This window comes from Castellaniella sp. (genome assembly GCF_049650445.1).
Lineage (GTDB): Bacteria > Pseudomonadota > Gammaproteobacteria > Burkholderiales > Burkholderiaceae_B > Castellaniella.
In genome coordinates, this window is sequence record NZ_JBASAD010000007.1 from 1 (window position 1) to 25,663 (window position 25,663).

Genomic DNA, 25,663 nt, shown 5'->3' on the forward strand with positions numbered 1-25,663 from the left:
GAGCCGGTGGCAGCGGCGGCGGCAGCGGCAGCGGCAGCGGCGGCGGCCGGGGACTCGGCAGGGGCATCGGCAGATGCGCCACCGGCGTGTCCACCCCATGCGCCGAATCTCGCGCCGAGGGCACGGCCATTGCCTCGGCCTGTGGCGTGGACGACGTTCCGGTCTCGCGCCACGCTTCGGCCTGCGACAAGCCGCCGCGCAACACGATGCGTTCGGGCACGCCACGCAGAATCAGGTAGTCCCGATCCCGCCTGGGCCGCAGCAGCCGGTCACCCCGCGCGGTGCGCTCGAACACGGCGGGTGCCGGCTGATCGGCGGGATACTGCAGCCAGGTCTCGCGCCCGTCGTCGAAGATCTGCAAGGGTGCCAGTGCCGGATCACCCGAGATGCGCCAATCGAAGCGGTAGACGCCGGGTGCCGATGACAGCCCCGCCAGATCACGCCACCAGGCGCCGTCCGCCGGAGCCGCACAGCCCCCCAATCCCGCCAGCAACAGCCCCGCACCCAATATCCTGATCATGTTTCCCCCCGCGACACCCTGGTCGTGAATCACGGTGCTCATGGTGGCGCGGCCCGGCGCGGGCCGCCAGACTGGGATATACGAATGGATAAAAAGGTCCTGAGCACGCGGCGAGTTGGATGGAACCAAACCCTCTACCTTGCAACTTACGTATTGAGTCCGGCACCACATGCTAAGGAAAAGCACATATGCACACAGAACTAGAACCGTCAATTACGCTACGTCAATGGGGTGAACGCATCGAACAGGCTTTGAGCATCCAGCTCGGCATTCGTGAAGACGGTGCCTTCGCCCTGCGCAGCAAAAAGGGCGCCCTGATAGGCGTGGAACCGATGCCTGGCACGCGCGGCGTGGCGCTCAACGGCGAGCTGGGCACGAACAGCGAATCTCTGCCTGCCCGCACGCTGCGCGCTCTGCTAGCCATCAATCTGACGCCTGGCCTGTCCGGCACTGGGCTCATCGGACTGGTGCCTCAGACCGACGCGCTGATCTTGCGCCTGTTCTGGACCCCGAAAGATCCGGACTGGACGGAAGACACTTTCATGGGCGTGTTGACGACCTTCGCGGAACACGTCGATGCATTGGCAGCATCCATCGCAAGCCGCGACGTCGAACGCATCCTCGATGCCTCGGCGTCAACCGATGCAGCATCTGGGGAATCGCACCCCAACGCCTCCGACCTGGTCTAGACAAGGAACCGATATGAATATCTCGAATATTCCAGGCGCGATCAGCCAGACAGGCGTGTCTTCATCGAACCTTTCAGTCCAGCCCCCCACCGATGTCTCTGGAGGCAGCAGCCTGCAATCGATGCTGACGGGCGCATTCCAGCAGTGCGGCGTGGATCGGGAAACCGTGGATACCTACTTGGAGTCAGCGGGTGTCCTCAAGGACGCAGGCATGGTCCTGAAGGATGCGGGGATGGGGGCGTGGGGAATCAGGAACGCCATATCGTCCTTCTCGAGCTGGATGTCCTCGGACAGCTACATCAACAGCAAGGCTTTGATGACGTTATCCCATGGCCTCAATAGCGTCGTGCTGCTGGCCAAGGCGCACGGAGGGGAGCTCAGCAAGCTGGGCGCCTATTCGGGCGCAACATCGGCCTTTCTGAATGCCGCCCAGGCCTACAACAGCCTTCAGGAGGGTAATGTATCGCAGGCCCTGTTCTCCGGCGCAAAGCTGTGCGCCGCCATGGCATTGAGCGGTGTGCCAGCGGCAGGGGTTGCGCTGAGCGCGGCGGAATTCGCCTACAACCACTACAAGTGATCGCGCACGACATGGCGATGCGCCGCGGCGCGATGCCGGGCTGCGCAGCCCGGCACCGGCCAGACGGCTAGCGCTGGCGCACCAGCTTGTTGGCCTCGGTTGAAGCCGCGTTCAGGGCGGTGACCGCAGGCTGCTGGCCACTGAGCGCGGAATCCAGGATCTGCTGGAAGCGCGTGCGGATGGCCGGGTAGTTGTTGATGCGAAAGCCCTGGGCCGTCAGCGCGGCCTTGCCGCTGTAGACCGCCACCAGATCACGCCATTGACCCAGCTTGGCGTAGTAGCTGGCGGGCGTGGCATCAAACGCAGCCTGCGTCAACGGCAGGAAGCCGGTCTGCTGATACCAGCGTGCGGCCTGCTCGGGCTGCGACAACCAGCCCAGGAAGGCGGCCGTGGCGTCGGTGACGGGCTTGGAGGTCTTCATGACCCACAGACCGGCACCGCTGACGAAAGGATTGCCGGGCTTGCGCGTGACTTCGGGGTAATACGGCAGGCCGGACACCGCGTAGTTCAGCTTGCGCTGATCGCTGAATTCACCGATATGTCCGGAGCTGGACATCAGCACGGCGCACTCGCCCTTGGAGAAGCGCTCGATGGAGCGCATGCCGGCGTCCGGGCGCACCATGATCTCGGAGCGCACCCAACTGATCATCAGGGCCAGGTGGCGCACGTAGGTGGAATCGAAGGAGAAGCTGGGCAGACCCTTGGCCTTCAGACCATTGTCCGCGCTGGCGTAGAGCTGATTGTTGACCGCCGCCAGGTTCTCCAGGTTGATCGACACCGGCAGATCGGAGGTCAGCGGACACTTGCGCGAACCGTTGTTGGCCATGGTCACGAGCTGGCCCTGCAGATCCATCCAGGTGCGTTGCGGCTCGGGAGGCACCAGACCGGCCTTTTTGAAGGCATCCTGGTTGTAGTACATGACGGGAATTTCCAGCATGTACGGGAAGGCCATCAACTGGCCCTTGGCGTCATGGATGAAGGCGTTGTCCGACGAAACGAACCAGCGCGTGCTCTTCAGACCCGAGGCTTTCTGCAGCACGTAGAACGGCTGCACGTAGCTGCGCTGGGCGACGTCTTCCAGGGTATGGCTGTCGCCGATCTGCGCCAGGGCGGGCAGGTTCTTGGACTGGGCGGCGGTGCCCAGTGCCTGATCGAGCGCCTCGGGCGTGTCGAAGGCGCGCCCCACCACCTTGATGTCGGACTGGCTGCGGTTATAGGCCTTGATCAGGTCCTGAAAAGCCTCGGCGTTGTGGCCCTTGAGTGTGTGCCAGACCGGCACTTCGGTCGCTGCCCAGGCGGGAGCGGCCGCGGCCGCGGCCGCCAGCACCCAGACAGCGCGCATCCCCGGACGCAACATGCCGGAGCCGAAAGGAGAATTCATGATGAGTCAATCCAAAAAAGGAAAGTCGATATCCGGGGTCCGACTGGACACCAGATCAGCCAGCACTCTGCCAGAACCCGCCCCCATGGTCCAGCCAAGGCTGCCATGACCCGTGTTCAGGTAAAGATTGCGTATCCGGGTACGGCCGATGAGGGGGACGTTGGAAGGCGTCGTAGGCCGCAGGCCGGACCAGAACAGAACGTTAGCAAAATCGAGGGCACTTGGGAACAGGGCACGGGCCTGCTCGACCAGTTGATTGCAACGGCCGGTATCCAGGACGCGGGAATAGCCTCCGATCTCGGCCGTCCCGGCCATGCGCAGGCGGTCGCCCAGGCGCGAAAACACGATCTTGGCTTCCTGATCGACCAGGCTGACCATGGGTGCCGCATCCGGATCTCGCAGGCGAAAGGTCGCGGAATAGCCCTTGGCCGGCCAGACCGGGCAGGACAGACCCAGCGGCGCCGTCAGTTCCGGCGTGAAGCTGCCCAAGGCCAGCACATAGGCATCGGCCTGCAGCGGCCGGAACGTACCGTCGGGCTCGATCAGTTCGGCCACCGAGATGCGACCGTCCACAGGCACCAGCCGGTTCACCCGGGTGCTATAGCGGAAGGTCACGCCCGCGTCCCGCGCCCGTTCGGCCAAGGCACGCGTGAACAGGTGCACGTCGCCGGACTCGTCGTCCACCGTGAAGTCACCGCCGACGATCGGGGCCCGGGCCGCCGCCAGCGCCGGTTCGATACGCAGCACCTCGGCCGCATCGACGATACGCCGGTCCACCCCCAGTTCGCGCATCTGCGCAGCACTGGCCCGGGCGTGCTCGAATTCACGCGGGTCGCGATAAAAGGCCAGGATGCCGCGTTCCAGGTGGTCGTACTCGATGCCCAGGTCCGCACGCAACTCGCGCAGCGTGGCGCGACTGTACTGCGCCAGGGTCACCATGGCACGCAGATTCGCCGCGAATCGCGGTGCACGGCATTCGTTCAGGAAACGTGCGCACCACAGCCATTGCCGGGGCTCCAGACGCGGCGACACGCGCAAGGGCGCGTCGGCCCGCCCGATCCAGCGCATGACCTTGCGCAGCGTATGCGCGCTGGCCCAGGGTTCGGCATAGCAGACTGAAATCTGGCCGCCATTGGCCCGACTGGTCTCCAGGGCCGCGCCCGGACGGCGCTCGATGACCTCGACTTCGTGCCCGGCCCGCGCCAGCCACCAGGCGCTGGACACCCCGATGATGCCCGCACCGAAAACGGCAACTTTCATCGCAGGGCCGTCCCAAGATGAAAAGCGCGTCTTTCAGGGATGAAACCAACCACCGTGCAGCCCCTGCGGCACTGCACTTCACCAGATCCCACCAAAGCCAGAGACATCATATTGATCAATCGATTACAAAAATCCATCATCCACCGACGCTTTCCACACCCCGATCCCGCGCACCGTGCAAGATTACACCAGCGCGCGGACGGGAGTCATGCCGCAGCGCCTCTCGCGCCGCTTCCCTGATCAAGCCTGGGCTTCGCGGCGCAGCAATTCGCGTTTGCGGTCCACGCCCCAACGGTAGCCGGCCAGACCGCCGTCGCGCCGCACGACGCGATGGCAGGGAATGGCCACGGCGATGTGATTGGTCGCGCAGGCCTGAGCCACGGCGCGTACCGCCTTGGGCGAACCGATGCGTTCGGCGATCTCCGAATAACTTGCGGTCGTGCCCGGCGGAATCTCACGCAGCGCGCGCCAGACGCGCTCTTGAAAGGCCGTGCCCTGCACGTCCAGTGGCAGATGCAGGCCCATCGAAGGCGCTTCGACAAAACCGACCACCTGGGCAATCAACTGCTCGAACGCGTCGTCGCCCCCGATGATCTCGGCCTTGGGGAACTGGTCCTGCAGATCGCGCACCAGCCGGTCGGGGTCGTCGCCCAGCAGGATGGCGCAGATGCCGCGCTGACTCTGGGCGACCAGGATGGCGCCCAGTGAGCATTGCCCCACCGCGAAGCGAATGACCGCACCGGCACCGCCCGCCCGGTAATCGCGCGCGCGCATGCCCAGCAATTGATCGGAGGCTTCGTAGAACCGGCTGTTGGAATTGAAACCCGCATCATAGATGGCGTGGGTAATGGACGCCTCCGAACTGCCCAGTTCCGCGCGCAGCCTGCGAGCGCGCCATGCCGCGCCGTAGGCCTTGGGCGTCAGGCCGGTTTCGGCCTTGAACAGGCGGTGGAAGTGGAACGGGCTCATGCCCACTTCGGCAGCCAGCTCGCTCAGCGACGGTGGCGTCTCGGAGGCCTCGATCAGACGGCAGGCGCGCGCCACCCGAGCGGTGCGCTCGGTGGCCGCGTGAGTCCGGTTGTGATCGGCAGTGGTCGTGCTCATGGCGAAAGTCCTGTGCTCATCAATCATAGAGCCAGAATAGGCAGCCCCCTGATCGCAAGCACTCCGATTCTTGCGATTCACCCCGCCTTGCGGAACGTGAAATTGATGCGCTGGCTGCCCAATATCGCATGCGGCTCATCCTTGAGCGGCACCACGCCGTGGTAGCGCATGCGATCCACGCCGCCCCACACCACCACATCACCGTGCAACAGCGGCACCTTGACCGTGGGGTTGGCGCGTTTGTGGCCGCCGAACAAAAACACAGCACGCATGCCCAGAGAAACCGAAACGATGGGCGCATCGTAGTCCCGCTCGTTCTTGTCCTGGTGCAGCGACATCCGGCTGCCCGGCAGATAGCGATTGACCAGACAGGCATCGGGTTCGAAACCGTCGAAACCCGCCGTCGTGGCCGCTTCACGGGCCAGGCGGGCAAACACCGCCGGCATGGACGGCCAAGGCTGGCCGGTGTCCGGGTCGATCACCGCGTAACGGTAGCCCCTGCGGTCGCTCGTCCAGCCCAACGCGCCGCAGTTCGTCAGCGCCACCGACATGGTGAAGCCACCGGGCGTCACCATGTGCCTGAAGGGCGACTGCGCATCGATGGCGGCCAGGGCGGGCATCACTTCGGGGACATAGGGCAATGCGAATCCGCGCAGCACCATCGCCGCCTGTCCCAGACGCAGGTCCGGCGCCGTGGCCTCGAACAGTTCAAGCGTGGACATAGCAAGCCTTTTTACTGCGTGGTGGTGTTTCTCACGCCTCGACTCCGATCCGGTCCGCCGCAGAAGTAAAAGCGTCGGCGTGGAAGGCTTCGGGCGACAGCCCGCACTGCCGGACGAAGTCGCGGCGCGCGGCCTCGACCATGACCGGGGCGCCGCAGGCGTAGACCTGATGGCCGGACAGGTCGGGCAGGTCGTCCATGACGGCCTGGTGCACCCAGCCGGTGCGCCCCGACCAGCCGTCGGCGGGCTCGGCCTCGGACAGGACCGGCACGAAGCGGAAACCCGGCAGACGCCCGGCCCACTCAAGCGCCAGTGCCTGACGATACAGGTCGGCCGGACGACGGCCGCCCCAGTACAGTGTCGCCGGGCGGGTATCATCCCGGGCCAGCATGCCTTCGATCATGGCCTGGATGGGCGCAAAACCCGTGCCGCTGGCCAGGAAGATGATCGGCCGCGTATCGTCGGGGTCCAGGAAGAACGAACCCAGCGGCCCCTCGATGCGCAGGATCTCGCGCGGCTTGATCGGCTCGGCGCCCACGCCGAAGACCCGGCTGGTGAACAGCCCGCCCGGCATGTGGCGCACGTGCAGGCGCACCCGATGGCCGTCGGCCTGGTGGCAGGCCATGGAATAGCTGCGCCGGCCGCCGTCCTTGAGGATGAAGTCCAGGTACTGCCCGGGCTGAAAGCGGAAGGCTTCCGCCGAGGGCAGTTGCAGGGTGATCTCCATCACGTCGGGTGCCAGAGGTTCCAATGACAGCACCCGCACGGGCATCTTGCGCACCACGATGTCGTCAGCCATGCGCACCTCGCGGGCCTCGACCACCAGATCGGAGGCCGGCCGCGCCTGGCACAACAGGGTATGCCCTTGAGCGAGCTGGGCGGCATCCAGGATGCGGGCCGGAGCTGGCCCCGCGTCGTAGTCGCCCGAAACCACCCGGCCCTCGCAGGAGGAACAGGTGCCATTGCGGCAGCTATAGGGCAGGACGATGCCGGCCGCCAGGGCGGCCTCCAGGACCGTCTGCTCCGGCTCGATCGGGAATTCCCGACCCGCCGGCAGCACCGTGACCTTGAAACTCATACTATGGATTCCATCAGGGTGGCCAGGGCGCTCCGGCTGGCGGGCCGCAGCGCTATGCAGGAGCCCTATTCTAGCCCTCGCCGGACTCGCCGCCCGGCCACAGGCTGGGCTGCTTGATCTTGACGTCCAGCAGGCGGCCCTTGCGCGCCCGCCGACCGGTGTATTGAACGAGTTCTTCGGGCGTCAGGACCAGTTCGGTATCACGCGCCCGGTAGACGCCGCGCAGCACCACGCCTGCAGCGCCCACACCGGCCCACTGCTCGATGCGATCGCCCTCGTCCAGCCCCATCAGAATGGTGCCGCGCCCGCCGCTTGCCAGGGTCTTTAGTTCGTCGAGCGCCACCACCAGGAACTTGCCCTTGCGGCTGAGCAGCGCCACGGCCGTGTCGTCCGCGCGCAGCAGCAGTGGCTTGAGCAGCACATCGCCCTTGTCCAGGGTGATGAATTGCTTGCCCGCGTTCTGCCGGGTGGACAGATCGCCAATCCGTGCCAGAAAGCCGAAACCGGACGTCACACCCAGCAGGATGCGCCGGTCAGGCGCCCCCGCCAGCATGTGAACGATGCGACTGCCCGGCTCCAGGCCGACCATCGAAGTCACCGGCTGGCCGTCGCCGCGCGCCGAGGGCAGGCTGGCCACCGCGATGCTGTAGGAGCGGCCGGTATTGGACAGGGCCATGAGATCCTGCGTGCTGCGGCACTCGATGGCGTCATACAAGGCATCACCGGTCTTGAAACCGAACTGCGCCGCATCGTGGCCATGGCCCTGACGGGCACGCAACCAGCCCTTCTGGGACACCACCACCGTGACCGGCTCATCCACCACCTGGGTCTCCAGGACAGCGCGCTCGGCGGTTTCGATCAGGGTGCGGCGGTCGTCGCCGTACTGCTTGGCGTCGGCCTCGATCTCGCGGATCATCAGACGCTTGAAAGCGGCAGGGTCGTCCAGCAGTTCCTGCAGCGCCACTTGCTCTTCGCGCTTCTTCTCCAGTTCCTGCTCGATGCGGATGCCCTCCAGCCGGGCCAGTTGGCGCAAACGCATTTCCAGAATGTCGTCGGCCTGGCGTTCGCTGAGATGGAAGCGTTCCATCAGCGCCGCACGGGGCTCGTCCGCTTCGCGGATCGTGCGGATGACCTCGTCCACGTTCAGGTAGACGATGCTGCGGCCCTCCAGGATGTGGATGCGGTCCAGCACCTTGTCCAAGCGGTGGCGGGTGCGCCGTGTGACCGTCTGCGCACGAAAATCCAGCCAGGACGTCAAGACCTGACGCAGGCTGCGCTGGCCCGGCCGTCCGTCGGTGTCGATGCACACCAGATTGATCGACACATTGCCTTCCAGCCCGGTACGGACCAGCAGCATGTTGACGAATTCGTCGCGGTCGATGCGGCTGGTCTTGGGTTCGAACACCAGCCGCACGGGATCCTGCTTGCCGGACTCGTCGCGCACCGAATCCAGCATGTTCAGCACCAGCGCCTTGGTCTGCTGCTGCTCGGCCGACAGGGATTTCTTGCCGGCACGCGGCTTGGGATTGGTCAGGTCCTCGATGGTTTCCAGGATCTTCTGCGCCGAGGCGCCGGGCGGCAGTTCAGTGACCACCAGTTGCCACTGGCCGCGCGCCATGTCCTCGAAATGCCAACGCGCGCGGGCTTTCAGGGAACCCCGGCCGCTGGCATAGATCTGGGCGATGTCTTCGGCCGGTGTGATGATCTGGCCGCCGCCGGGGAAATCCGGCCCAGGCACCAGCGCGAACAGGTCTTCGTCGGACAAAGCCGGCTTGCGCAGCAGGGTCACGCAGGCGCGCGCCACCTCGCGCAGATTGTGCGAGGGGATTTCCGTGGCCATGCCCACCGCGATGCCCGAGGCGCCGTTCAACAACATGATGGGCAGGCGCGCCGGCAGGCACACGGGTTCTTCCTGACTGCCGTCGTAGTTGGGCGTGAAATCGACCGTGCCCTCATCCAGCTCGTCCAGCAGCAAGCGGGAGAACGGCGTCAGGCGGGCCTCGGTGTAGCGCATGGCTGCGGCGTTGTCGCCGTCGCGCGAGCCGAAGTTGCCCTGCCCGTCGATCAAGGGATAACGCAGCGCAAAATCCTGCGCCATCCGCACCATGGCGTCGTAGGCCGCCTGGTCGCCGTGCGGGTGGTATTTACCCAGCACGTCGCCCACCACGCGGGCGGATTTCACGGGCCGGGCCTGTGGCCCCAGGCCCATGGCGTCCATGGCGTACAGGATGCGGCGCTGCACCGGCTTCTGGCCGTCGGACACTTCCGGCAGCGCGCGACCACGCACCACCGACACGGCATAGTCCAGGTAGGCCTGCTCGGCGTAACGCGCCAGCACCAGGCCGTCGTCGTCCCCGCCGTGCGGCAATTCAGTCTGATTCAGATCCATTCCAGTCCCTTACCTAGGCCTTAAACATCCACGTCGGCCAGATTGCCCTTTTCTTCCAGCCAGCCGCGCCGCTGGGCGGCCTCGCCACGCGCCATCAGCATGTCGAACATGCGCGCCGAAGCCGTCAGGCCCTCGTCACCGTGACGCACTTGCGCCAGGCGGCGGGTGTCCGGGTTCAGCGTCGTGTCCCAAAGCTGCTCGGCGTTCATCTCGCCCAGGCCCTTGAAACGGCTGATGCGCCAGCCGCCCTCGCGCAGGCCTTCGCCTCGCAGCTTGTCCAGCACCGAATCCAGTTCGGCCTGGTCCAGGCAGTAGAGTTTGCGCGCCGGGCGCTTGCCGGCTGCCGGCACGTCCACGCGAAACAGCGGCGGACGGGCAATGTAGACGTGGCCGGTCTCGATCAGGCGCGGAAAGTGTCGCAGGAACAGGGTCAGCAACAGCACCTGGATATGCGCCCCGTCCACGTCCGCATCCGACAGGATGCAGATGCGACCGTAGCGCAGGCCCGACAGGTCGGCCTCCTGGCCGGGACCGTGCGGATCGACGCCGATCGCCACGGAGATGTCGTGGATCTCCTGGTTGGCGAACAGCCGGTCGCGTTCGACCTCCCAGGCATTCAGGATCTTGCCGCGCAGCGGCAGGATGGCCTGGAACTCTTTGTCGCGGCCCATCTTGGCCGAGCCCCCCGCCGAGTCGCCCTCGACCAGAAAGACCTCGGTGCGGTTCACGTCCGTCGATTCGCAATCGGTGAGCTTGCCCGGCAGCACGGCCACGCCCGAACCCTTGCGTTTCTCGACCTTGCGCGCGGCGCGCGAACGGGCCTGCGCCTGGCCAATGGCCAGTTCAGCGATCTTCTTGCCGAACTCCACATTGGCGTGCAGCCACAATTCCAGCGCGTTGCGCAGGAATCCGCCCACCAGACGCACCGCGTCGCGGCTGTTCAGGCGTTCCTTGATCTGGCCCTGGAACTGCGGATCGAGGATCTTGGCCGACAGGATGAAACTGGCGCGCGCGTACACGTCTTCGGGCAGCAGACGGATGCCCTTGGGCAGCAGATTATGCAATTCGGCAAACGATTTGACGGCGTTGAACAGGCCTTCGCGCAAGCCCGATTCATGGGTGCCGCCGGCCGGCGTGGCGATCAGGTTGACGTAGGATTCGCGCACCACCGCGCCTTCTTCCGACCAGGCCACGACCCACTGGGCGCCCTCGCCCGGCGAGAATTGCTCGTCGTCCGAGTCCGCGTACTGAGCGCCTTCGAACAGCGGCGCCAGCGTCGGCGTTCCCCCCAGAGCCTCGTCCAGATAGCCGCGCAGGCCAGACTCATAGTGCCATTCGCGCCGCTGGCCGGTCTTTTCCAGCGTCAGCGTCACCCGCGTGCCCGGCAACAGCACCGCCTTGCTGCGCAGCGCGTGCTCCAGCTCGCCCAAAGGCACGTGGGCATGGTCGAAGTAGCGCGCATCCGGCCAGGCCCGCACCCGGGTTCCGGAACGCCGTTTGCCCACACTGCCCACCTGGGCCAGCGGTTCGATCACGTTGCCGTCGGCAAAGACGATGCGCCATTCGCCGCCGTCGCGCCAGACGGTGACCTCCAGCCGTGTGGACAGGGCGTTGGTGACCGACACCCCCACCCCGTGCAGGCCGCCGGAAAAGGCATAGGCGCCGCCATCGGCCTTGCTGAACTTGCCCCCCGCGTGCAGGCGGGTGAAGACCAGCTCGACCACGGGCGCGTGTTCCTCGGGGTGCTCGCCCACCGGGATCCCGCGGCCGTCGTCCTCGACCGTCAGGCTGCCGTCGGTGTGCAGCGTGACCCCGATATTGCGGGCCTGTCCGGCCAGCGCCTCGTCGGCCGCGTTGTCGATGACTTCCTGGATGATGTGCAGCGGATTATCGGTGCGCGTGTACATCCCGGGACGCTGGCGCACCGGCTCCAGTCCCTTGAGGACGCGAATCGACGATTCATCGTAGCGTGCGTTGCTCAATGTTTTCCGTCCGTCAGTGTGATTCAAAAGAGGCCTATTTTACGGAGAATTAATGGTATGCTTATCCTCATTGGTCCGACGCGCCCTTCCTCGGGGCGGTTTCTTTCCGGTCCGCCGTCTTCTCCTATCCTCGCATCCGCGCACACGACATGAGTGACATCATCAAGCACGTCAGCGACGCGTCCTTTCAGGGCGATGTGCTCCAATCCGATCTGCCTGTCCTGGTTGACTACTGGGCCGAATGGTGTGGCCCCTGCAAAATGGTCGCCCCCCTGCTCGACGAGGCCGCCGCCCACTTTCAAGGCCGCGTCACCATCGCCAAGCTGAACGTCGACGAAAATCCCGACAGCGCAGCCAAATACGGTATCCGCGGCATCCCCACACTGATGCTGTTCAAGAATGGTCAGGTCGCCGCCACCAAGGTCGGCGCCCTGTCCCGCACCCAGCTTCAGGCTTTCCTCGACGAAGCCCTCTGATCTTTTCCATCCACCCGCTTCGTTGTTGATTCGATTCCGCGCGCGAGCCCGATCCCGGGTTCGCCGACCATCCAGCGATTCTCACTTTTCTTCCCTCTCCCCCTCTTCCCCATGCACCTGAACGAACTCAAAGCGCTGCACGTTTCGCAGCTGCTCGAAATGGCCGCCGGTCTCGAGATCGAAAACGCCAATCGGCTGCGCAAACAGGAACTGATGTTTGCGATCATGAAACGGCGGGCCAAGCAGGGCGAACAGATCTTCGGCGACGGGGTTCTGGAAGTGCTGCCGGACGGCTTCGGCTTCCTGCGCTCGCCGGACACGTCCTATCTGGCCAGCACCGACGACATCTATATTTCGCCCTCGCAGATCCGGCGCTTCAACCTGCACACGGGCGACTCCATCGAGGGCGAGGTCCGCGTCCCGAAGGACGGCGAACGCTACTTCGCGCTGGTCAAGGTCGACAAGGTCAACGGCACGGTTCCGGAAGCCATCAAGCACCGGATCATGTTCGAGAACCTGACGCCACTGCACCCCGACGATCCGCTGGTGCTGGAACGCGACATCAAGAGCAAGGAAAACATCACCGGGCGCATCATGGACATCTTCGCGCCGATCGGCAAGGGCCAGCGCGCGCTGGTGGTCGCCAGCCCGAAGTCCGGCAAGACGGTGATCATGCAACACATCGCGCACGCCATCACCGACAACTATCCCGACGCGGTGATGATCGTGCTGCTGGTGGACGAGCGCCCCGAGGAAGTCACCGAAATGCAGCGCACTGTGCGCGGCGAGGTCGTGGCCTCCACCTTCGACGAGCCGGCCACACGTCACGTCCAGGTCGCCGAAATGGTCATCGAAAAGGCCAAGCGCCTGGTCGAAATGAAAAAGGACGTGGTCATCCTGCTGGACTCGATCACCCGCCTGGCGCGCGCCTACAACACCGTGGTGCCGGCATCGGGCAAGGTCCTCACAGGCGGCGTGGACGCCAACGCCCTGCAGCGCCCCAAGCGCTTCTTCGGCGCGGCGCGCAACCTGGAAGAAGGCGGTTCCCTGACGATCATCGGCACCGCCCTGATCGAGACCGGCAGCCGCATGGACGAAGTGATCTACGAAGAATTCAAGGGCACCGGCAACTCCGAAGTGCACTTGGAACGCCGACTGGCCGAGAAGCGCATCTACCCGGCCATCAACCTGAACAAATCCGGCACGCGTCGCGAAGAGCTCCTGATCAAGCCCGAACTTCTACAGAAGATCTGGGTCCTGCGAAAGTTCATCCACGACATGGATGACGTCGATGCAATGGAATTCATCCTGGACAAAATCCGGGCCACCAAAAACAACGCCGAATTTTTTGACATGATGAAAAAATAAGCCTAAGCGAGCACCTTTGATGACACTATCTTCCGTCGATCAGTTCCTCACCCGGATTCAGGCCCGGGACCCGCATCAACCCGAATTCATGCAAGCTGTGAAAGAAGTCATGCACAGCTTGTGGCCCTTCATCCAGCAGAACCCGCGCTACGCCAGCCAGGCGCTGCTCGAACGCCTCGTCGAGCCGGAACGCGCCCTGCAATTTCGCATCAGCTGGATGGACGACGCCGGCCAGATCCAGGTCAATCGCGGCTTCCGCATTCAGCACAGCTCGGCCATCGGCCCCTACAAGGGCGGCATGCGGTTTCACCCCTCGGTGAACCTCTCCATCCTGAAATTTCTGGCCTTCGAGCAAACCTTCAAGAACGCGCTGACGACGCTGCCCATGGGCGGTGGCAAGGGCGGCTCAGACTTCGACCCCAAAGGCAAGTCCGACGCCGAAGTCATGCGTTTCTGCCAGGCCCTGATGATCGAACTGCATCGCCACCTGGGTCCGGACACGGATGTGCCGGCCGGCGATATCGGCGTGGGTGCCCGCGAGGTCGGCTTCATGGCCGGCATGATGAAAAAGCTGTCCAACCAGAGCGCCTGCGTGTTCACCGGCAAGGGCCTGACCTTTGGCGGCAGTCTGATCCGCCCCGAAGCCACAGGCTACGGCACGGTCTATTTCGCGGAAGAAATGCTCAAGCACGCCGGCCAGTCGCTCGAGGGCTACACGGTCTCGGTCTCGGGCTCGGGCAATGTGGCGCAATACACCATCGAGAAGTGCCTGCAGCTGGGCGCCAAGGTCATCACGGTGTCCGACTCCCACGGCTGCGTCGTGGACCCGGCGGGCTTCACGAACGAAAAGCTGGCGGCCCTGATCAAGCTCAAGAACGAAAAGCGCGGCCGTGTCGAGGAATACGCCAAACAGTTCGGTCTGACCTACGAAGCCGGCAAACGCCCCTGGCACGTGCCCGTGGACGTGGCCCTGCCCTGCGCAACGCAGAACGAACTGGAAATCGAGGACGCCCGCGCCCTGATCGCCAACGGTGTGCGCTGCGTGGCCGAAGGCGCCAACATGCCCTCCAGCATCGAAGCCATCGAAGCCTTCATCTCGGCCGGCGTGCTGTACGCGCCCGGCAAGGCCAGCAATGCCGGCGGCGTGGCCGTATCCGGTCTCGAAATGAGCCAGAACGCCCAGCGCCTGCACTGGACGCGCGACGAAGTCGACACCAAGCTGCGTGCCATCATGCGCGACATCCATGAAAACTGCGTGCGCTACGGCAGCCAGGGCAAGACCGTCAACTACCTGAACGGCGCCAACATCGCCGGTTTCGTCAAGGTTGCCGACGCCATGCTGGCCCAGGGGGTGTACTGATGACCCATCGGATGGTGCTTCCCCACCCGTGAAAAAAGCTCCCTCGGGAGCTTTTTTCATGGCCGCCGCAGGCCCGGCGTGGGGCCATTTTTCAGGCGGTTCAATCAAATTCAGATCACATCACCTGACCGCCGCCGTGTCGGGCTGCGGCTCGCGCGCCGCGCCGATCGGCATGTCCTGGATCTTGGGGTCGTCCCACGAACCCGTGATGTGGTAGCGTACCGTCATGCTGCGGGCCAGCGGTGCTTTCAACACCCACTGAGTGACGAAAGCGCCCAGGCCGATCAGCGGATTGATGGCGATGCCGGCCGCCAGGGCCGCGCCGCTGACGTCCAGATTGGGCACGACGACAGCTTGCAGGTCCAGCGTCTCGTTCACGATGTCGGAGCTGCCCTCGAGCAGGATGGTGCCCACCGGACCGATCACCTTGTAGTCATGGACCTTCACCTGCCCCCGGTCCATGTCCAGCGCGCCGCGCAACTGATCAAAGGGAAAACCGTCCTTGGGCAGGCCGGTCAGCCCGCGATCCAGCTTCGTCAGGCGGGTGATGGACTGCAGCGACAGAAATTCCAGCAGCTTGGCCGTGTGTGACCCCAGCTTCTGGAAACGCCCCTTGTCCAGTTCGATCTGCAGCGTGCCGCTCAGATCCGCCTTTTCACGCGTCCAGGGCAGGTTGCGCCACCGGAACCGGCCCTTCAACGTGCCTTCGCCGCCCGACAGCACGTCCTTCCAGCCGGCACGCTCCATCCAGGCGCCCAGATCGCCCGCCTGGACCGAGGCGGTCAGCTCCAGCCCGCGATCCGGCCCGCGCAGGTACCAGGTACCCGACCCACGCAAGCGGGCGTCCTCATCACCCAGACGCAGATTGTTCAGCTTCCAGATCTGACGGGTGCCATCGCGCACGCCTTCCAGGGACAAGGCGCCCACCGGATGCCCATACAAGCGCAATTCATCGGCCTGCAGCACGAGGCCCGGGATTTCCAGGTCGTCCTCGAACGAGGCGTCCTCGTCAGGCTCGGCCTCGGGCAGCAAAGAGTGGGCATCGTGCGGATCATCACCCAGGCTCAGACGAGCAAAGCGGGCTGACATGCGCCCCATCACCCGCCCATCGCGCTCCTGCCATTTCAGCGTGCCGGTGGTCTGCTCAGAACGCAGGTTCATCGACCACTGTTCATCGGGGGTGCGCGACACCCGCAACACGGCCTGATCCAGACGCGTACCCGCCATGCGCAACTGGTCGGCCTGAACGCTCAGCAGGCTCAGGTCCGGCCACAGCGGCCGCGTGACCGGCTTGCGCGCGCCGGTGCCGCGCCGGGGGATGGAGAACTGATCGACGATACGGTTCCACAGGTCCAGATCGAACAGCGGATAGGCGACCTCGACCTTCAAGCCGTCCGCGCCTGCTTCGGCAGCGCGACCGACGCCGACGGCGGCACCCTGAAAATACGGCCCGGTCCGGGTCTTGCGGTCGTGCCGCAGGGCGAGGCGAAACACATCGCCATACTGCGCCTCCAGCCGGTCCGATCTGGGATCGGCATCCGTCCACTGCACGCGCAGGGATCGGGGCTGTTCAGCCGGCTTGGCCAGCGGGGCGGGAAAATCCAGCGCCAGTCCCCGGGTGTCCGAATCCAGCACGAAGACCGTGTCGCGCCCCTGCATGCTCAGGGAAGCCCGGTAATCCAGCGCGCCCGTGATCCGCTGCATTCCTGGAACACCCACAAAATCAGCCAGCGCCCGGGCACCGATCCGGCCATGGAAATTCAGGCCGGCCTCTTTCGCCCCGCCCAGGCTGCCGTCAATCTTCACGCCCCCCCCAAGCAACTGGGCGGTGAGGGGATGGGCGATGCGCACGCCCTGCTCGCTGAAATGCAGTTGCCCCTCGATGGCCTGAAAGGCCGGTGCGTGCGGCAGGAACTGCAGGCTACCTTGCTGCAAATCCACGCGTCCCTGGACCTGGGTGTCCTCGCTGTGCAGCAGGGGGATGGTCAGGGACAGAGGCACCGCCCATGCGCCGCCGGCGCTCGCTTCGTCGAAAATGCCATCCAGCAGACCGGCCAACGGCGAACGCCGGATCAGCGCCATATAGGCCTCGCCGGGCGCCGTGGTCTGACCCGAGATATGCAGGGTGGAATTATTTTCAAGATCCGGAATCCGGGCCGTCAGCCCCGACAGGGCGATCTCCTGGCCGGATTCGGGGCGCATCCGCGCCGTGGAGGCGGTCAGCCGCAGATCGGTGCGATGCATGTCGGCCGTGCCCGTGACGTCCTCCAGCAAGGGCCAGACATCCTTCGGCGCCGCCCCCGGCACGAATTCGATGCGCGCACCGCGAAAGCCCCCCTGGATGCGGAAATCGCCCGCTTGCGGTTGCGCGCCGTAGGGGAACTCTGCCAGATCGCCTTGCAGCCGCCAGCGGGCATCCACGACTTCACCCGCCTGCAGACCGCCTGCCAGCCAGTCCCGGGCGTCCGGATTGACTTCGAGCGGCAGATAACGATGGATCGCGTCCAGGCGGGCCCGAGCGATCGTGCCCTGGAAATCGGCCTGCCCGGCCAGCCCCCCGGACTGCCAGGTCCCCGCGCCACGCAAGGCGATGTCGGGGTTGTGCCAGTCCAGCTCATCCAGCGTCAGGGTCCAGGATCCGGCATGTCGCAGTCGGCCCCGGGCCTCCAGAAACCCCAGGGACAGGGGCTGGGCGAACACCTCGGGCACGGTGCCGCGCGCACCCTGGGCACGGACCTGGAAGGCCAGGCCATCGGGCATCGGATCGCCGCGTTCCAGGGCCTCCCACTGGTCCAGCGCGCCTTCGGCCCACACGCCGGCTCGGGGTACATCCAGCGACAGGCCGGAGTCCTGCGCCCAGCGTGCGGTTTCGGTCTCCAGCAGCAACGTCAGACGGGGCTGCCCGCCCTGTGTCTGGACCCAGGCCTGTGCCTGCGCGCCCCCTTGCAGCAGCGCCTCGGGCACGTCCACCCAGGCGCGCCAGGCCTTGGTCCGGACCGGGCCCACCCGCACCCAGGCCTGCCAGTCCGCAGGCAGACGCCCCTGCGCCAGTTGATCGGAATGGGCCAGCCGCACACGCAGATCCAGCCGGGCGTCAGCCGCGTCCGGTACCCGGGCGCCTAGCGATACGCCCAGCGTGCCGCCGTCGCTGGCCAGCACGGCCTCGACATCTTCCAGGCGCAGTTCGGGCGCGGCGCGCGTCTGGTCCACCCAGCGCAACGTCGTATCGTGAAAGGCAATCCGGGGCTGGGCCAGCAGCCAGCGCAGGGCGGGTGCATCCCCGAACTCCGGTGTGTCGCCCGCCAGATCGATGGTCTGGCCCAGCAAGGAAAGGCGACCGTCCGGCAAGCGGTCCAGCGTCAGGTCCATGCCCCGGACCCGCAGGTCCAACAACCCTTGGTGGCCCGGCAGGATGGCGCGCCAATCCAGTCGTGCACGCGCATCGGGAATGGTCAGCAGCCTGCGGCCATCCGTCGAGTACAGACTCACGCCCCGTACCTCGAGCTCGGGATTCCAGCCGTGCCAGCGCACCTGGATGGGACCCAGTTCGACAGGAGCGCCCAGCGAACGCGTCAATTGCGCTGCGATGCGGGGACGCCAGGCGTCGATCTGTGGCAGCACGGCATACCGCAGGGCCAGCAAGGCGATCCCGAGGCAGAAGTACAGGCCGACGGCGACCACGAGAAGCCGGCGGCCCCAGGTGGAGCCATGGCGTGAAATGAATTGGCGCATGCCACCTTTTGCAGTATGTTAGGGGCTTTTAAAAAGCAGGCCCCATGCCCGAGACCATTATATTCAAGCCCGCCCTGCAATGGTCCGGTGCCCTGCGACGCTATTTGACGGCCCACCCCGACCAGGAATCGCGCCTGGCGGTCGACGCCGCACAGCCCGTCTCCCGCAAAACCCTGAACGACTGGTACGCCGAGTTGCTCGGCCCCCATGCGACCCGGCCGATCCCCCAGGCAGACCTGCGGCGCGCCCTGCGGTGCCTGCGCGCCCGGGTCTTTGCCACGCTGACGGTACGCGACATCGCCGGGCTGGCTCCGCTGCACGAAGTCGTGGCGGCCATGTCGCAACTGGCCGACCTGGCGGTGGGCGAGGCCTATGCCTGCGCCATGCATGCCCTGATGGAGACCCACGGCATCCCCCGCCGCGCCGACACCGGCGCGCCCCAGGACATGCTGATTCTGGGCATGGGCAAGCTGGGCGGCAAGGAACTGAACGTCTCCTCGGACATCGACCTGATCATGCTCTACGACGAGGAGGGGGAGACCGACGGCCGGCGGCGCATCAGCAATCACGAGTTCTACGGCAAGGTCTGCCGGCTGATGATGCCGATCCTGTCGGAGCCCGACGCCGACGGCTACGTGTTTCGCACCGACCTGCGCCTGCGCCCCGACGGCGACAGCGGGCCGCTGGCCTGGAGCCTGGCCGCGCTGGAAAACTACCTGGTGGTCCAGGGACGGGAATGGGAGCGTTACGCCTGGCTCAAGGCGCGACTGATCTCCTGCCCGATCTTCGACGAGACTGCCTTCGGCGATCAGGCGCGCGATGTCGAGTCCCTGCGGCGGCCCTTCGTGTACCGCAAGTATTTCGACTTCGATGCGCTGTCGGCCCTGCGCGGTCTGCGCGAGCGCATCCGCATGGACTGGCAACGCCGCGCCCAGGCGCGCAAGGGCCTGGACACCCGCCACAACATCAAGCTGGGTGAAGGCGGCATCCGCGAAATCGAATTCGTCGTCCAACTGAACCAGTTGATCCGGGCGGGCCGCCAGCCTTCCCTGCAACAGCGCAATCTGCTGGCCGCCCTGCACAAGCAGCGCCGCGCCGGCATTCTGGACGAGACCGAAGCCGCCGGCCTGGAGGCCGCCTACATCTATCTGCGGCGGGTCGAGCACATGCTGCAATACCGCGAGGACGAGCAGACCCATCTGCTGCCCCGCACGGAAGAAGGACTGGACGCACTGGCCCGGACGATGGGCCATGCCGACACGGCTGGATTCCTGTCCGAACTGGACCGGCACCGCACCTGCGTCGCGCACTGCTTTCGCGACGCCTTCCGTATTGCCGGCATGGGTGGCGAGACACAGGAGCCAGAGCCCTCGCAGGCCACGGGAACCCCCGCTGCGCCCCTGTCGAACGACCAGGCCGACGCCATGCAGGCTCGTATCGACACCCTGCTCGACAGCCATCGGGTCCGCAGCCTGCCGCGCGCCAGCCTGCAACGCCTGCAGGCCCTGCTGCCGGGCCTGATCCAGGCGGCCGCTCGCACCGAAGAGCCACTCGTCGCACTGCAACGGCTGCTGAATCTGGTGGAGCACATCGCCCAGCGCAGCGCCTATCTGGCCCTGCTGGCCGAATATCCGGAAACCCTGGCTCGCGTGGCGCGTATCGTCCAGGCCAGCCCCTGGGCCTCGGAATACCTGACCCGCTATCCGCTGCTGCTCGACAGCCTGATCGAATGGCGCAGCCTGATGCAGGCGCCCGATTTCCCCGCCCTGGCCGAACAACTGCGCAGCGACCTGGACGCCTGCCTGCTGCCCGACGGGCAACCCGACGTCGAACAGCAGATGAACCTGATGCGCGACGTCCAGCACCAGATCACCTTCCAGCTTCTGGCCCAGGATCTGGAAAACGTCATCAGTGTCGAGGGGCTGGCCGATCACCTGTCGGCCCTGGCCGACCTGATGCTGGCCGAGGCCATCCACCGAGTCTGGCCTCAGGTGCTGCCACGCGAACGCCGCGCCGACCCGGGCGAACCCCGCTTCGCCATCATCGCCTACGGCAAGCTGGGCGGAAAGGAGATCGGCTACGCCTCGGATCTGGATCTGGTCTTTCTGTACGACGACCCGGACCAGGAGGCCGGCGAACGCTACGCCAAGCTGGGGCGCCGGGTGGCGTCCTGGCTCTCCACCCTGACGTCGTCGGGCCGGCTGTACGAGATCGATCTGCGTCTGCGGCCGGACGGCGATGCCGGGCTGCTGGCGCTGCCGATCGACGCGTTCGAACACTATCAGTTGACGCAGGCCTGGCCCTGGGAGCACCAGGCGCTGACCCGGGCGCGCTTCGTGGCGGGCGACGCCGCCATCGGCGCCCGCTTCGAGGACATCCGCGAACGCATCCTGCTGTTGCCTCGCGACCCGGAGGCCCTGGGCCGCGAGGTGCGCGCCATGCGCGACAAGATTTCCCAGGGGCACCCCAACCACAGCGGCGACTTCGACCTGAAACACGACCGGGGCGGCATGGTGGACATCGAGTTCATCACCCAGTTCCTGGTGCTGAGCCAATCCGGCGCGCATCCGGAACTGCTGGGCAACCTGGGCAACATTGCGCTGCTGGGTCTGGCGGCCCGGGCCGGTCTGATCCCCGGTCCGCTGGCGGCCGAGGCGGCGGATGCCTATCGGGTGTTCCGCCGGCGTCAGCACACCTTGCGGCTGCAGGGCGCGGACAAGGCGCGGGTACCGCAGACGGAGTTCGTGCGTGAGCGGCAGGCCGTGGGGGAATTGTGGGGGGTGGTGCTGAACACAATGCTCTCCAACGACATGCAAACGGACAACACCCGATGACCCCCACGCTGCCCTTTCGGACCTACCTGTACTTCCTGGCGCAATCCATCAATCTGACCACTGCCGTGATGTCGGTGGCCATGGCGGCCATCGTGGGGGCGTCGCTGACCCCCAGCCTCTGGCTGTCGACCGTGCCCTACGGGTTTCAGTTCCTGTTCGTGATGCTGATGACGGTGCCCGCGTCCCGGCTGATGAAGCGCATCGGCCGCAAACCCGCGTTCCTGCTGGCGACCCTGCCCCTGGCGCTGTCCGGCGTCACGGGCTATCTCGCCGTCAGTCAGGCCTCGTTCGCGCTGCTGACCGTGTCGCACGCGCTGCTGGGCACCTACATCGCTTTTGCCAATTTCAACCGCTTCGCGGCCACGGACGGCCTGGATGCCCGGCTCAAGCCCAAGGCCATCTCACTGGTCGTGGCGGGCGGCGTCCTGGCGGCGCTGACCGGCCCCCTGCTGGCCGACCGCCTGAAGGACGCCGCCGGCTATGCGCCCTTCGCGCTGTGCTACGCCGCCTTCACCGGCCTGGCGTTGCTGTCCTTTCTGGTTCACCTGACGGTGAAAGAAGCACCGGATGCTGCGCGGCCCCAGGCTGCCACGGGCGGACACGCAAGCGCAGCCTGGGGCACCATCCGGCGCACCCCCGCCCTGGCGGCGGCGATCGCCGTGGGCGCACTGGGCTACGGCATCATGAATCTGCTGATGGTGCAGGCTTCACTGCACATGGCCGGTCTGCACATGCACTTCTCGGCCGTCGGCACGGCCATCCAATGGCACGTGGTGGCGATGTTCGCGCCCTCCTTCTTCACCGGCGCGATCATCGGCCGACTCGGGCTCCGGACCGTGATCGCCAGCGGCATCATCCTGCTGATCGCAGCCAGCATCCTGAACCTTCTGTCCGACGACTACCTCATGCTGGTCGCCAGCCTGGTGGTGCTGGGCCTGGGGTGGAACTTCACCTACGTGGGCGGCAGCGCCCTGCTCGCCCGGATTCTGGGGGAGCAGCCCCAGGCGATCGAGGTGCAGGGCCTGAACGACCTGGGACTGTCCGTGATGGCAACCGCCGGCGCCTTCCTGCCCGCCCTGCTGCTGCAGGGATTGGGATGGACCGGCACCAATCTGGTCTGCATCACGCTGTGCCTGGCGCTGCTGTTCTACGTCCATCGCTGCCTGAGGAACCATCCGGCGGCGGATGTGGAGTCTGTGGCCGCAAGAGCCTGAGCGGAGCCGGCAGGCCAGGCGATGCGCCTCGTCAGGCCTGCTTCAACGCCACCGCCACGGACTCGGACAGCGGCGTCGTCGGCCGGCCGATCAGCGTCGACAGGCGACGGCCATCATCGAACAAGGCGCCCTGCGACGCATCCACATCCCAACCGGCAATCGCCTGGGCGAGATCCGGCGGCAGGCCATGGCCGGCCAGGATGGCGGCGTAATCGGCCTGAGGCAGATCGCGGTAGGGAATCGTCCGGCCCGACTGGCGCGAGATCTCGGCAGCCAGATCATCCAGTGTGTAGGCTGCGTCGCCGGCCAGTTCATAGGTCTGCCCTTCGTGGCCCGCATCCGCCAAGACCACGGCGGCCGCCTCGGCATAATCGGCGCGCGCGGCCGAGGCGATCCGGCCCCGGCCGGCGCTGCCGACCAGAGCGCCACCCGCCAGCGCACCCGCCACAGCCCCCATGTAGTTCTCGGTGTACCAACCGTTGCGCAGAATGGTCCAGGCCAGACCTGAATCCTTCAGCATCCGCTCGGTGTCCCGGTGTTCGCCCGCCAGACTGAGCGCCGAGGTGTCGGCATGCAGCAGGCTGGTGTAGACGATACGCCGCACGCCCGCCGCCCGGGCCGCCTCGATCACATGGCGGTGCTGTTCGGTGCGGCGGCCGACTTCGCTGGATGAAACCAGCAGCAGCGTGTCCACCCCCGTCAGCGCCACCACCAGGGTTTCCGGCCGGTCGTAGTCGGCCTCGCGCACCGGGATGCCCAGATCGCCCGCCTTGGCGGGCGTGCGGACCAGCGCCCGCAGGCGGGAGGGTTCCACACGGATCTTCAGTCGTTCGACGACCAGGCGGCCGAGTTGTCCCGTGGCGCCGGTGATGGCAATGATCATGATGTTTCGTCCTTGAAAGTGAGTGAGGCGTCACTCTATCCCACGAACAAACTTTTAGTAAGTACGAACGTAAATGTTAGTATTCATTGATCAATCCCGTCGGATCACCGACCCACGCAATCCGGACACGCTCATGAAACAGCCCGCTCCGCCCCCTGCCGCCCCCCTGCCCCTGTCGCAGCAGTTGAGGCCCGGCAACCTGCTGGCCGCCGACTGCCCTTCACGCGAAGTGCTCAAGCACGTCACCAGCCGCTGGGGCGTCCTGGTGCTGATCGTCCTGGAAACCCGGATGCATCGCTTCAGCGAGCTGCGGCGCGCCATCGGCGGCGTCAGCGAACGCATGCTGGCGCAGACCCTGCAGTGGCTCGAAGGCGACGGTCTGGTGCTGCGCACCGCGCTGGAGGTCGTGCCGCCCCACGTCGAATACAGCCTGACCCCGCTGGGCCGAGAGGCCGCCGAAAAGGTGAGGATCCTGGCCGACTGGATCGAAATCAATCTGCCCCGGATTCACCCTGCAACCTGACAGCTCATCATCATGATTCGATACATCATCCTGACCTGCCTGGGCTTTGCTGCAGCCTCCACGCTGGCGACCTGGCTGTATGGCGCCTTTGCGGCACGCGTCCAGGGAGAAGACGCCTACGCACTGTCTACCGAGGGCGGGCACACGCCGCTCGATCTGCAAATCGGCGCCGTCACGGCCGCGCATCCGGACGAAAGCGGCCTGCGCCTGCTGGATCAGAATCTGGACGCCTTTGCAGCACGCGGACTCTCAGCCCGGCAAGCCGGGCGTTCCCTCGACCTGATGTACTACATCTGGCACGAGGACCTGACGGGCCGCCTGCTGCTGTCCGAAGTGCTGGCTGCGGCAGAACGTGGCGTGCGCGTGCGGATGCTGATCGACGACATCGGTACCAGCCACACGGGGGACGCGATGATCGCGCTGGCGCATCACCCGCAGATCGAAATTCGCCTGTTCAACCCGACCCGCGCCCGTGCGGGCGGTTTACGGCGTGGCATCGAAATGGCCTTGCGGGCCTTCAGCGTGACACGGCGCATGCACAACAAAGCCTGGATCGTCGACGGACGTCTTGCCATCCTGGGCGGGCGCAACATCGGCGACGAATACTTCGACGCCGCCGAAGACACCAACTTCCGCGACATGGACGTGCTGGCCATCGGGCCCGTCGTCGGGCAGACGGAGCAGGTGTTCGACGACTACTGGAACAGCGGCATGGCACTGCCACTGGACAAACTCTCGCCGCTGCAGGACCCGTCAGCCGCGCTGGGGCAAGCCGCCCCCGGACTGCGAGCCGCCCTCACCGAGCCCGGAGCGCGTCCCTACCTGAAGCGTCTGGCCGAGCGCCTCTCGCTCCTCGATCCCGAAACAGAACAACCCGACTGGATGAGCAACGCGCGCATCATCGCCGACCCGCCACAGAAGGTGCTCGGCCAAGGCGGTGAAAACTGGCTGATCAACGAATTGCTGCCGGTCTTCGAACACGCGCAAGAGCGCATCGAAATCACCTCGCCCTATTTCATTCCGGGAGAACTCGGCACGGCGAAGCTCACCGCCCTGGCCGCCCGGGGCGTGTCCGTGTCCATCCTGACCAACTCCCTGGCGGCGACCGACGTCGCAGCGGTGCATGGCGGCTACGCGCGCTATCGCGTCCCGCTGCTCGCGGCGGGGATCACGTTGTGGGAGCTGCAGCCCGAGGATCGGAGACACAACTTTTCGCTGCGTGGATCGAGCCGTGCCAGCCTGCATACCAAGGCCTTCACCGTCGACGGACGCTCGGGATTCATCGGCTCGATGAACCTCGATCCGCGTTCGGCCTCGCTCAATACCGAGATGGGGGTGCTCTTCGACTCCGAAGCGCTGGCGGCAAAAATGGACACCATCTGGCAGGGCGAAACCGATCCCGAGCACAGCTATGCGGTTCAACTGACGTCTCAGGGCAAGCTGAGCTGGATCGCGCGCCACAACGGCGAGACCGTCCGCTACGACCAGGAACCGGAAACCTCGCTGCTGCGCCGGCTGGCTGCGCGCTTCATCGGCCTGTTACCGCTGGAATCCCAGCTTTAGGCCGGAGC

The 25,663-nt window shown here is 65.9% G+C and carries 19 protein-coding genes; 9 read left to right on the forward strand and 10 right to left on the reverse strand.

Features of this window, described 5'->3' with window-relative positions:
* Positions 1–562, reverse strand: a 562-nt coding sequence (locus WA983_RS01705) for a TrbG/VirB9 family P-type conjugative transfer protein (protein WP_424311518.1), incomplete at its 3' end; no start/stop codon positions are given.
* A 146-nt stretch (positions 563–708) separates the two neighbouring features.
* On the opposite strand from WA983_RS01705, the gene WA983_RS01710 reads away from it, so the two are divergent.
* Positions 709–1,209: a type III secretion system chaperone gene (locus tag WA983_RS01710; protein WP_424311519.1), complete on the forward strand. Its 501-nt coding sequence runs from the start codon at positions 709–711 to the stop codon at positions 1,207–1,209.
* 13 nt (positions 1,210–1,222) lie between these two features.
* Entirely contained in the window at positions 1,223–1,786 is a 564-nt protein-coding gene (locus tag WA983_RS01715) for a hypothetical protein (protein ID WP_424248348.1), read from the forward strand.
* A 67-nt stretch (positions 1,787–1,853) separates the two neighbouring features.
* Here WA983_RS01715 and WA983_RS01720 read toward each other — a convergent pair whose 3' ends face one another.
* The 7 genes from WA983_RS01720 to WA983_RS01750 form a co-directional block, all read right to left on the reverse strand.
* Positions 1,854–3,167, reverse strand: a complete 1,314-nt coding sequence (locus tag WA983_RS01720; protein WP_424249072.1) for an extracellular solute-binding protein — start codon at positions 3,165–3,167, stop codon at positions 1,854–1,856.
* Positions 3,168–3,173: 6 nt separating this feature from the next.
* On the reverse strand, positions 3,174–4,427 hold the full coding sequence (locus WA983_RS01725; protein ID WP_424311520.1) for a D-amino acid dehydrogenase: 1,254 nt from the start codon (positions 4,425–4,427) through the stop codon (positions 3,174–3,176).
* 240 nt (positions 4,428–4,667) lie between these two features.
* The gene (gene ada / locus WA983_RS01730; RefSeq protein ID WP_424311521.1) at positions 4,668–5,531 is read right to left on the reverse strand and encodes a bifunctional DNA-binding transcriptional regulator/O6-methylguanine-DNA methyltransferase Ada; all 864 of its coding nucleotides are present in this window, start codon (positions 5,529–5,531) and stop codon (positions 4,668–4,670) included.
* 77 nt (positions 5,532–5,608) lie between these two features.
* The gene (gene alkB / locus WA983_RS01735; RefSeq protein ID WP_424247678.1) at positions 5,609–6,253 is read right to left on the reverse strand and encodes a DNA oxidative demethylase AlkB; all 645 of its coding nucleotides are present in this window, start codon (positions 6,251–6,253) and stop codon (positions 5,609–5,611) included.
* Positions 6,254–6,284: 31 nt separating this feature from the next.
* Complete coding sequence (locus WA983_RS01740; RefSeq protein ID WP_424247680.1) at positions 6,285–7,331, reverse strand: CDP-6-deoxy-delta-3,4-glucoseen reductase; 1,047 nt, start codon at positions 7,329–7,331, stop codon at positions 6,285–6,287.
* A 70-nt stretch (positions 7,332–7,401) separates the two neighbouring features.
* Positions 7,402–9,720, reverse strand: a complete 2,319-nt coding sequence (parC, locus tag WA983_RS01745; protein WP_424247681.1) for a DNA topoisomerase IV subunit A — start codon at positions 9,718–9,720, stop codon at positions 7,402–7,404.
* Between the two features lie 20 nt (positions 9,721–9,740).
* The gene (locus WA983_RS01750; RefSeq protein WP_424247698.1) at positions 9,741–11,627 is read right to left on the reverse strand and encodes a DNA topoisomerase IV subunit B; all 1,887 of its coding nucleotides are present in this window, start codon (positions 11,625–11,627) and stop codon (positions 9,741–9,743) included.
* A 224-nt stretch (positions 11,628–11,851) separates the two neighbouring features.
* Between WA983_RS01750 and trxA the strand changes: the two genes are divergently transcribed.
* The 3 genes from trxA to gdhA all read left to right on the forward strand — a co-directional run bounded on the left by trxA (position 11,852) and on the right by gdhA (position 14,906).
* Complete coding sequence (gene trxA / locus WA983_RS01755) at positions 11,852–12,178, forward strand: thioredoxin TrxA (protein WP_424247683.1); 327 nt, start codon at positions 11,852–11,854, stop codon at positions 12,176–12,178.
* A 111-nt stretch (positions 12,179–12,289) separates the two neighbouring features.
* Complete coding sequence (gene rho, locus WA983_RS01760; protein ID WP_424247685.1) at positions 12,290–13,546, forward strand: transcription termination factor Rho; 1,257 nt, start codon at positions 12,290–12,292, stop codon at positions 13,544–13,546.
* 19 nt (positions 13,547–13,565) lie between these two features.
* A complete protein-coding gene (gene gdhA / locus WA983_RS01765; protein WP_424247686.1) occupies positions 13,566–14,906 on the forward strand; it encodes an NADP-specific glutamate dehydrogenase in 1,341 nt (446 codons plus the stop codon).
* A 120-nt stretch (positions 14,907–15,026) separates the two neighbouring features.
* Here gdhA and WA983_RS01770 read toward each other — a convergent pair whose 3' ends face one another.
* The gene (locus WA983_RS01770) at positions 15,027–18,638 is read right to left on the reverse strand and encodes a YhdP family protein (protein WP_424311522.1); all 3,612 of its coding nucleotides are present in this window, start codon (positions 18,636–18,638) and stop codon (positions 15,027–15,029) included.
* A gap of 44 nt (positions 18,639–18,682) precedes the next feature.
* On the opposite strand from WA983_RS01770, the gene glnE reads away from it, so the two are divergent.
* Together glnE and WA983_RS01780 are read left to right on the forward strand one after the other, a co-directional pair.
* Positions 18,683–21,472: a bifunctional [glutamate--ammonia ligase]-adenylyl-L-tyrosine phosphorylase/[glutamate--ammonia-ligase] adenylyltransferase gene (gene glnE / locus WA983_RS01775; protein ID WP_424247690.1), complete on the forward strand. Its 2,790-nt coding sequence runs from the start codon at positions 18,683–18,685 to the stop codon at positions 21,470–21,472.
* Positions 21,469–22,686: an MFS transporter gene (locus WA983_RS01780; protein ID WP_424247692.1), complete on the forward strand. Its 1,218-nt coding sequence runs from the start codon at positions 21,469–21,471 to the stop codon at positions 22,684–22,686. The genes glnE and WA983_RS01780 overlap by 4 nt, the downstream gene beginning before the upstream one ends.
* A 31-nt stretch (positions 22,687–22,717) precedes the next feature.
* Here WA983_RS01780 and WA983_RS01785 read toward each other — a convergent pair whose 3' ends face one another.
* The gene (locus WA983_RS01785) at positions 22,718–23,566 is read right to left on the reverse strand and encodes an SDR family oxidoreductase (protein ID WP_424247700.1); all 849 of its coding nucleotides are present in this window, start codon (positions 23,564–23,566) and stop codon (positions 22,718–22,720) included.
* A gap of 136 nt (positions 23,567–23,702) precedes the next feature.
* Here WA983_RS01785 and WA983_RS01790 point away from each other — a divergent pair, with 136 nt between their 5' ends.
* Positions 23,703–24,092, forward strand: a complete 390-nt coding sequence (locus WA983_RS01790) for a winged helix-turn-helix transcriptional regulator (protein WP_424247694.1) — start codon at positions 23,703–23,705, stop codon at positions 24,090–24,092.
* A gap of 12 nt (positions 24,093–24,104) precedes the next feature.
* Complete coding sequence (locus WA983_RS01795) at positions 24,105–25,655, forward strand: phospholipase D family protein (RefSeq protein WP_424247696.1); 1,551 nt, start codon at positions 24,105–24,107, stop codon at positions 25,653–25,655.
* Positions 25,656–25,663 lie beyond the last annotated feature (8 nt).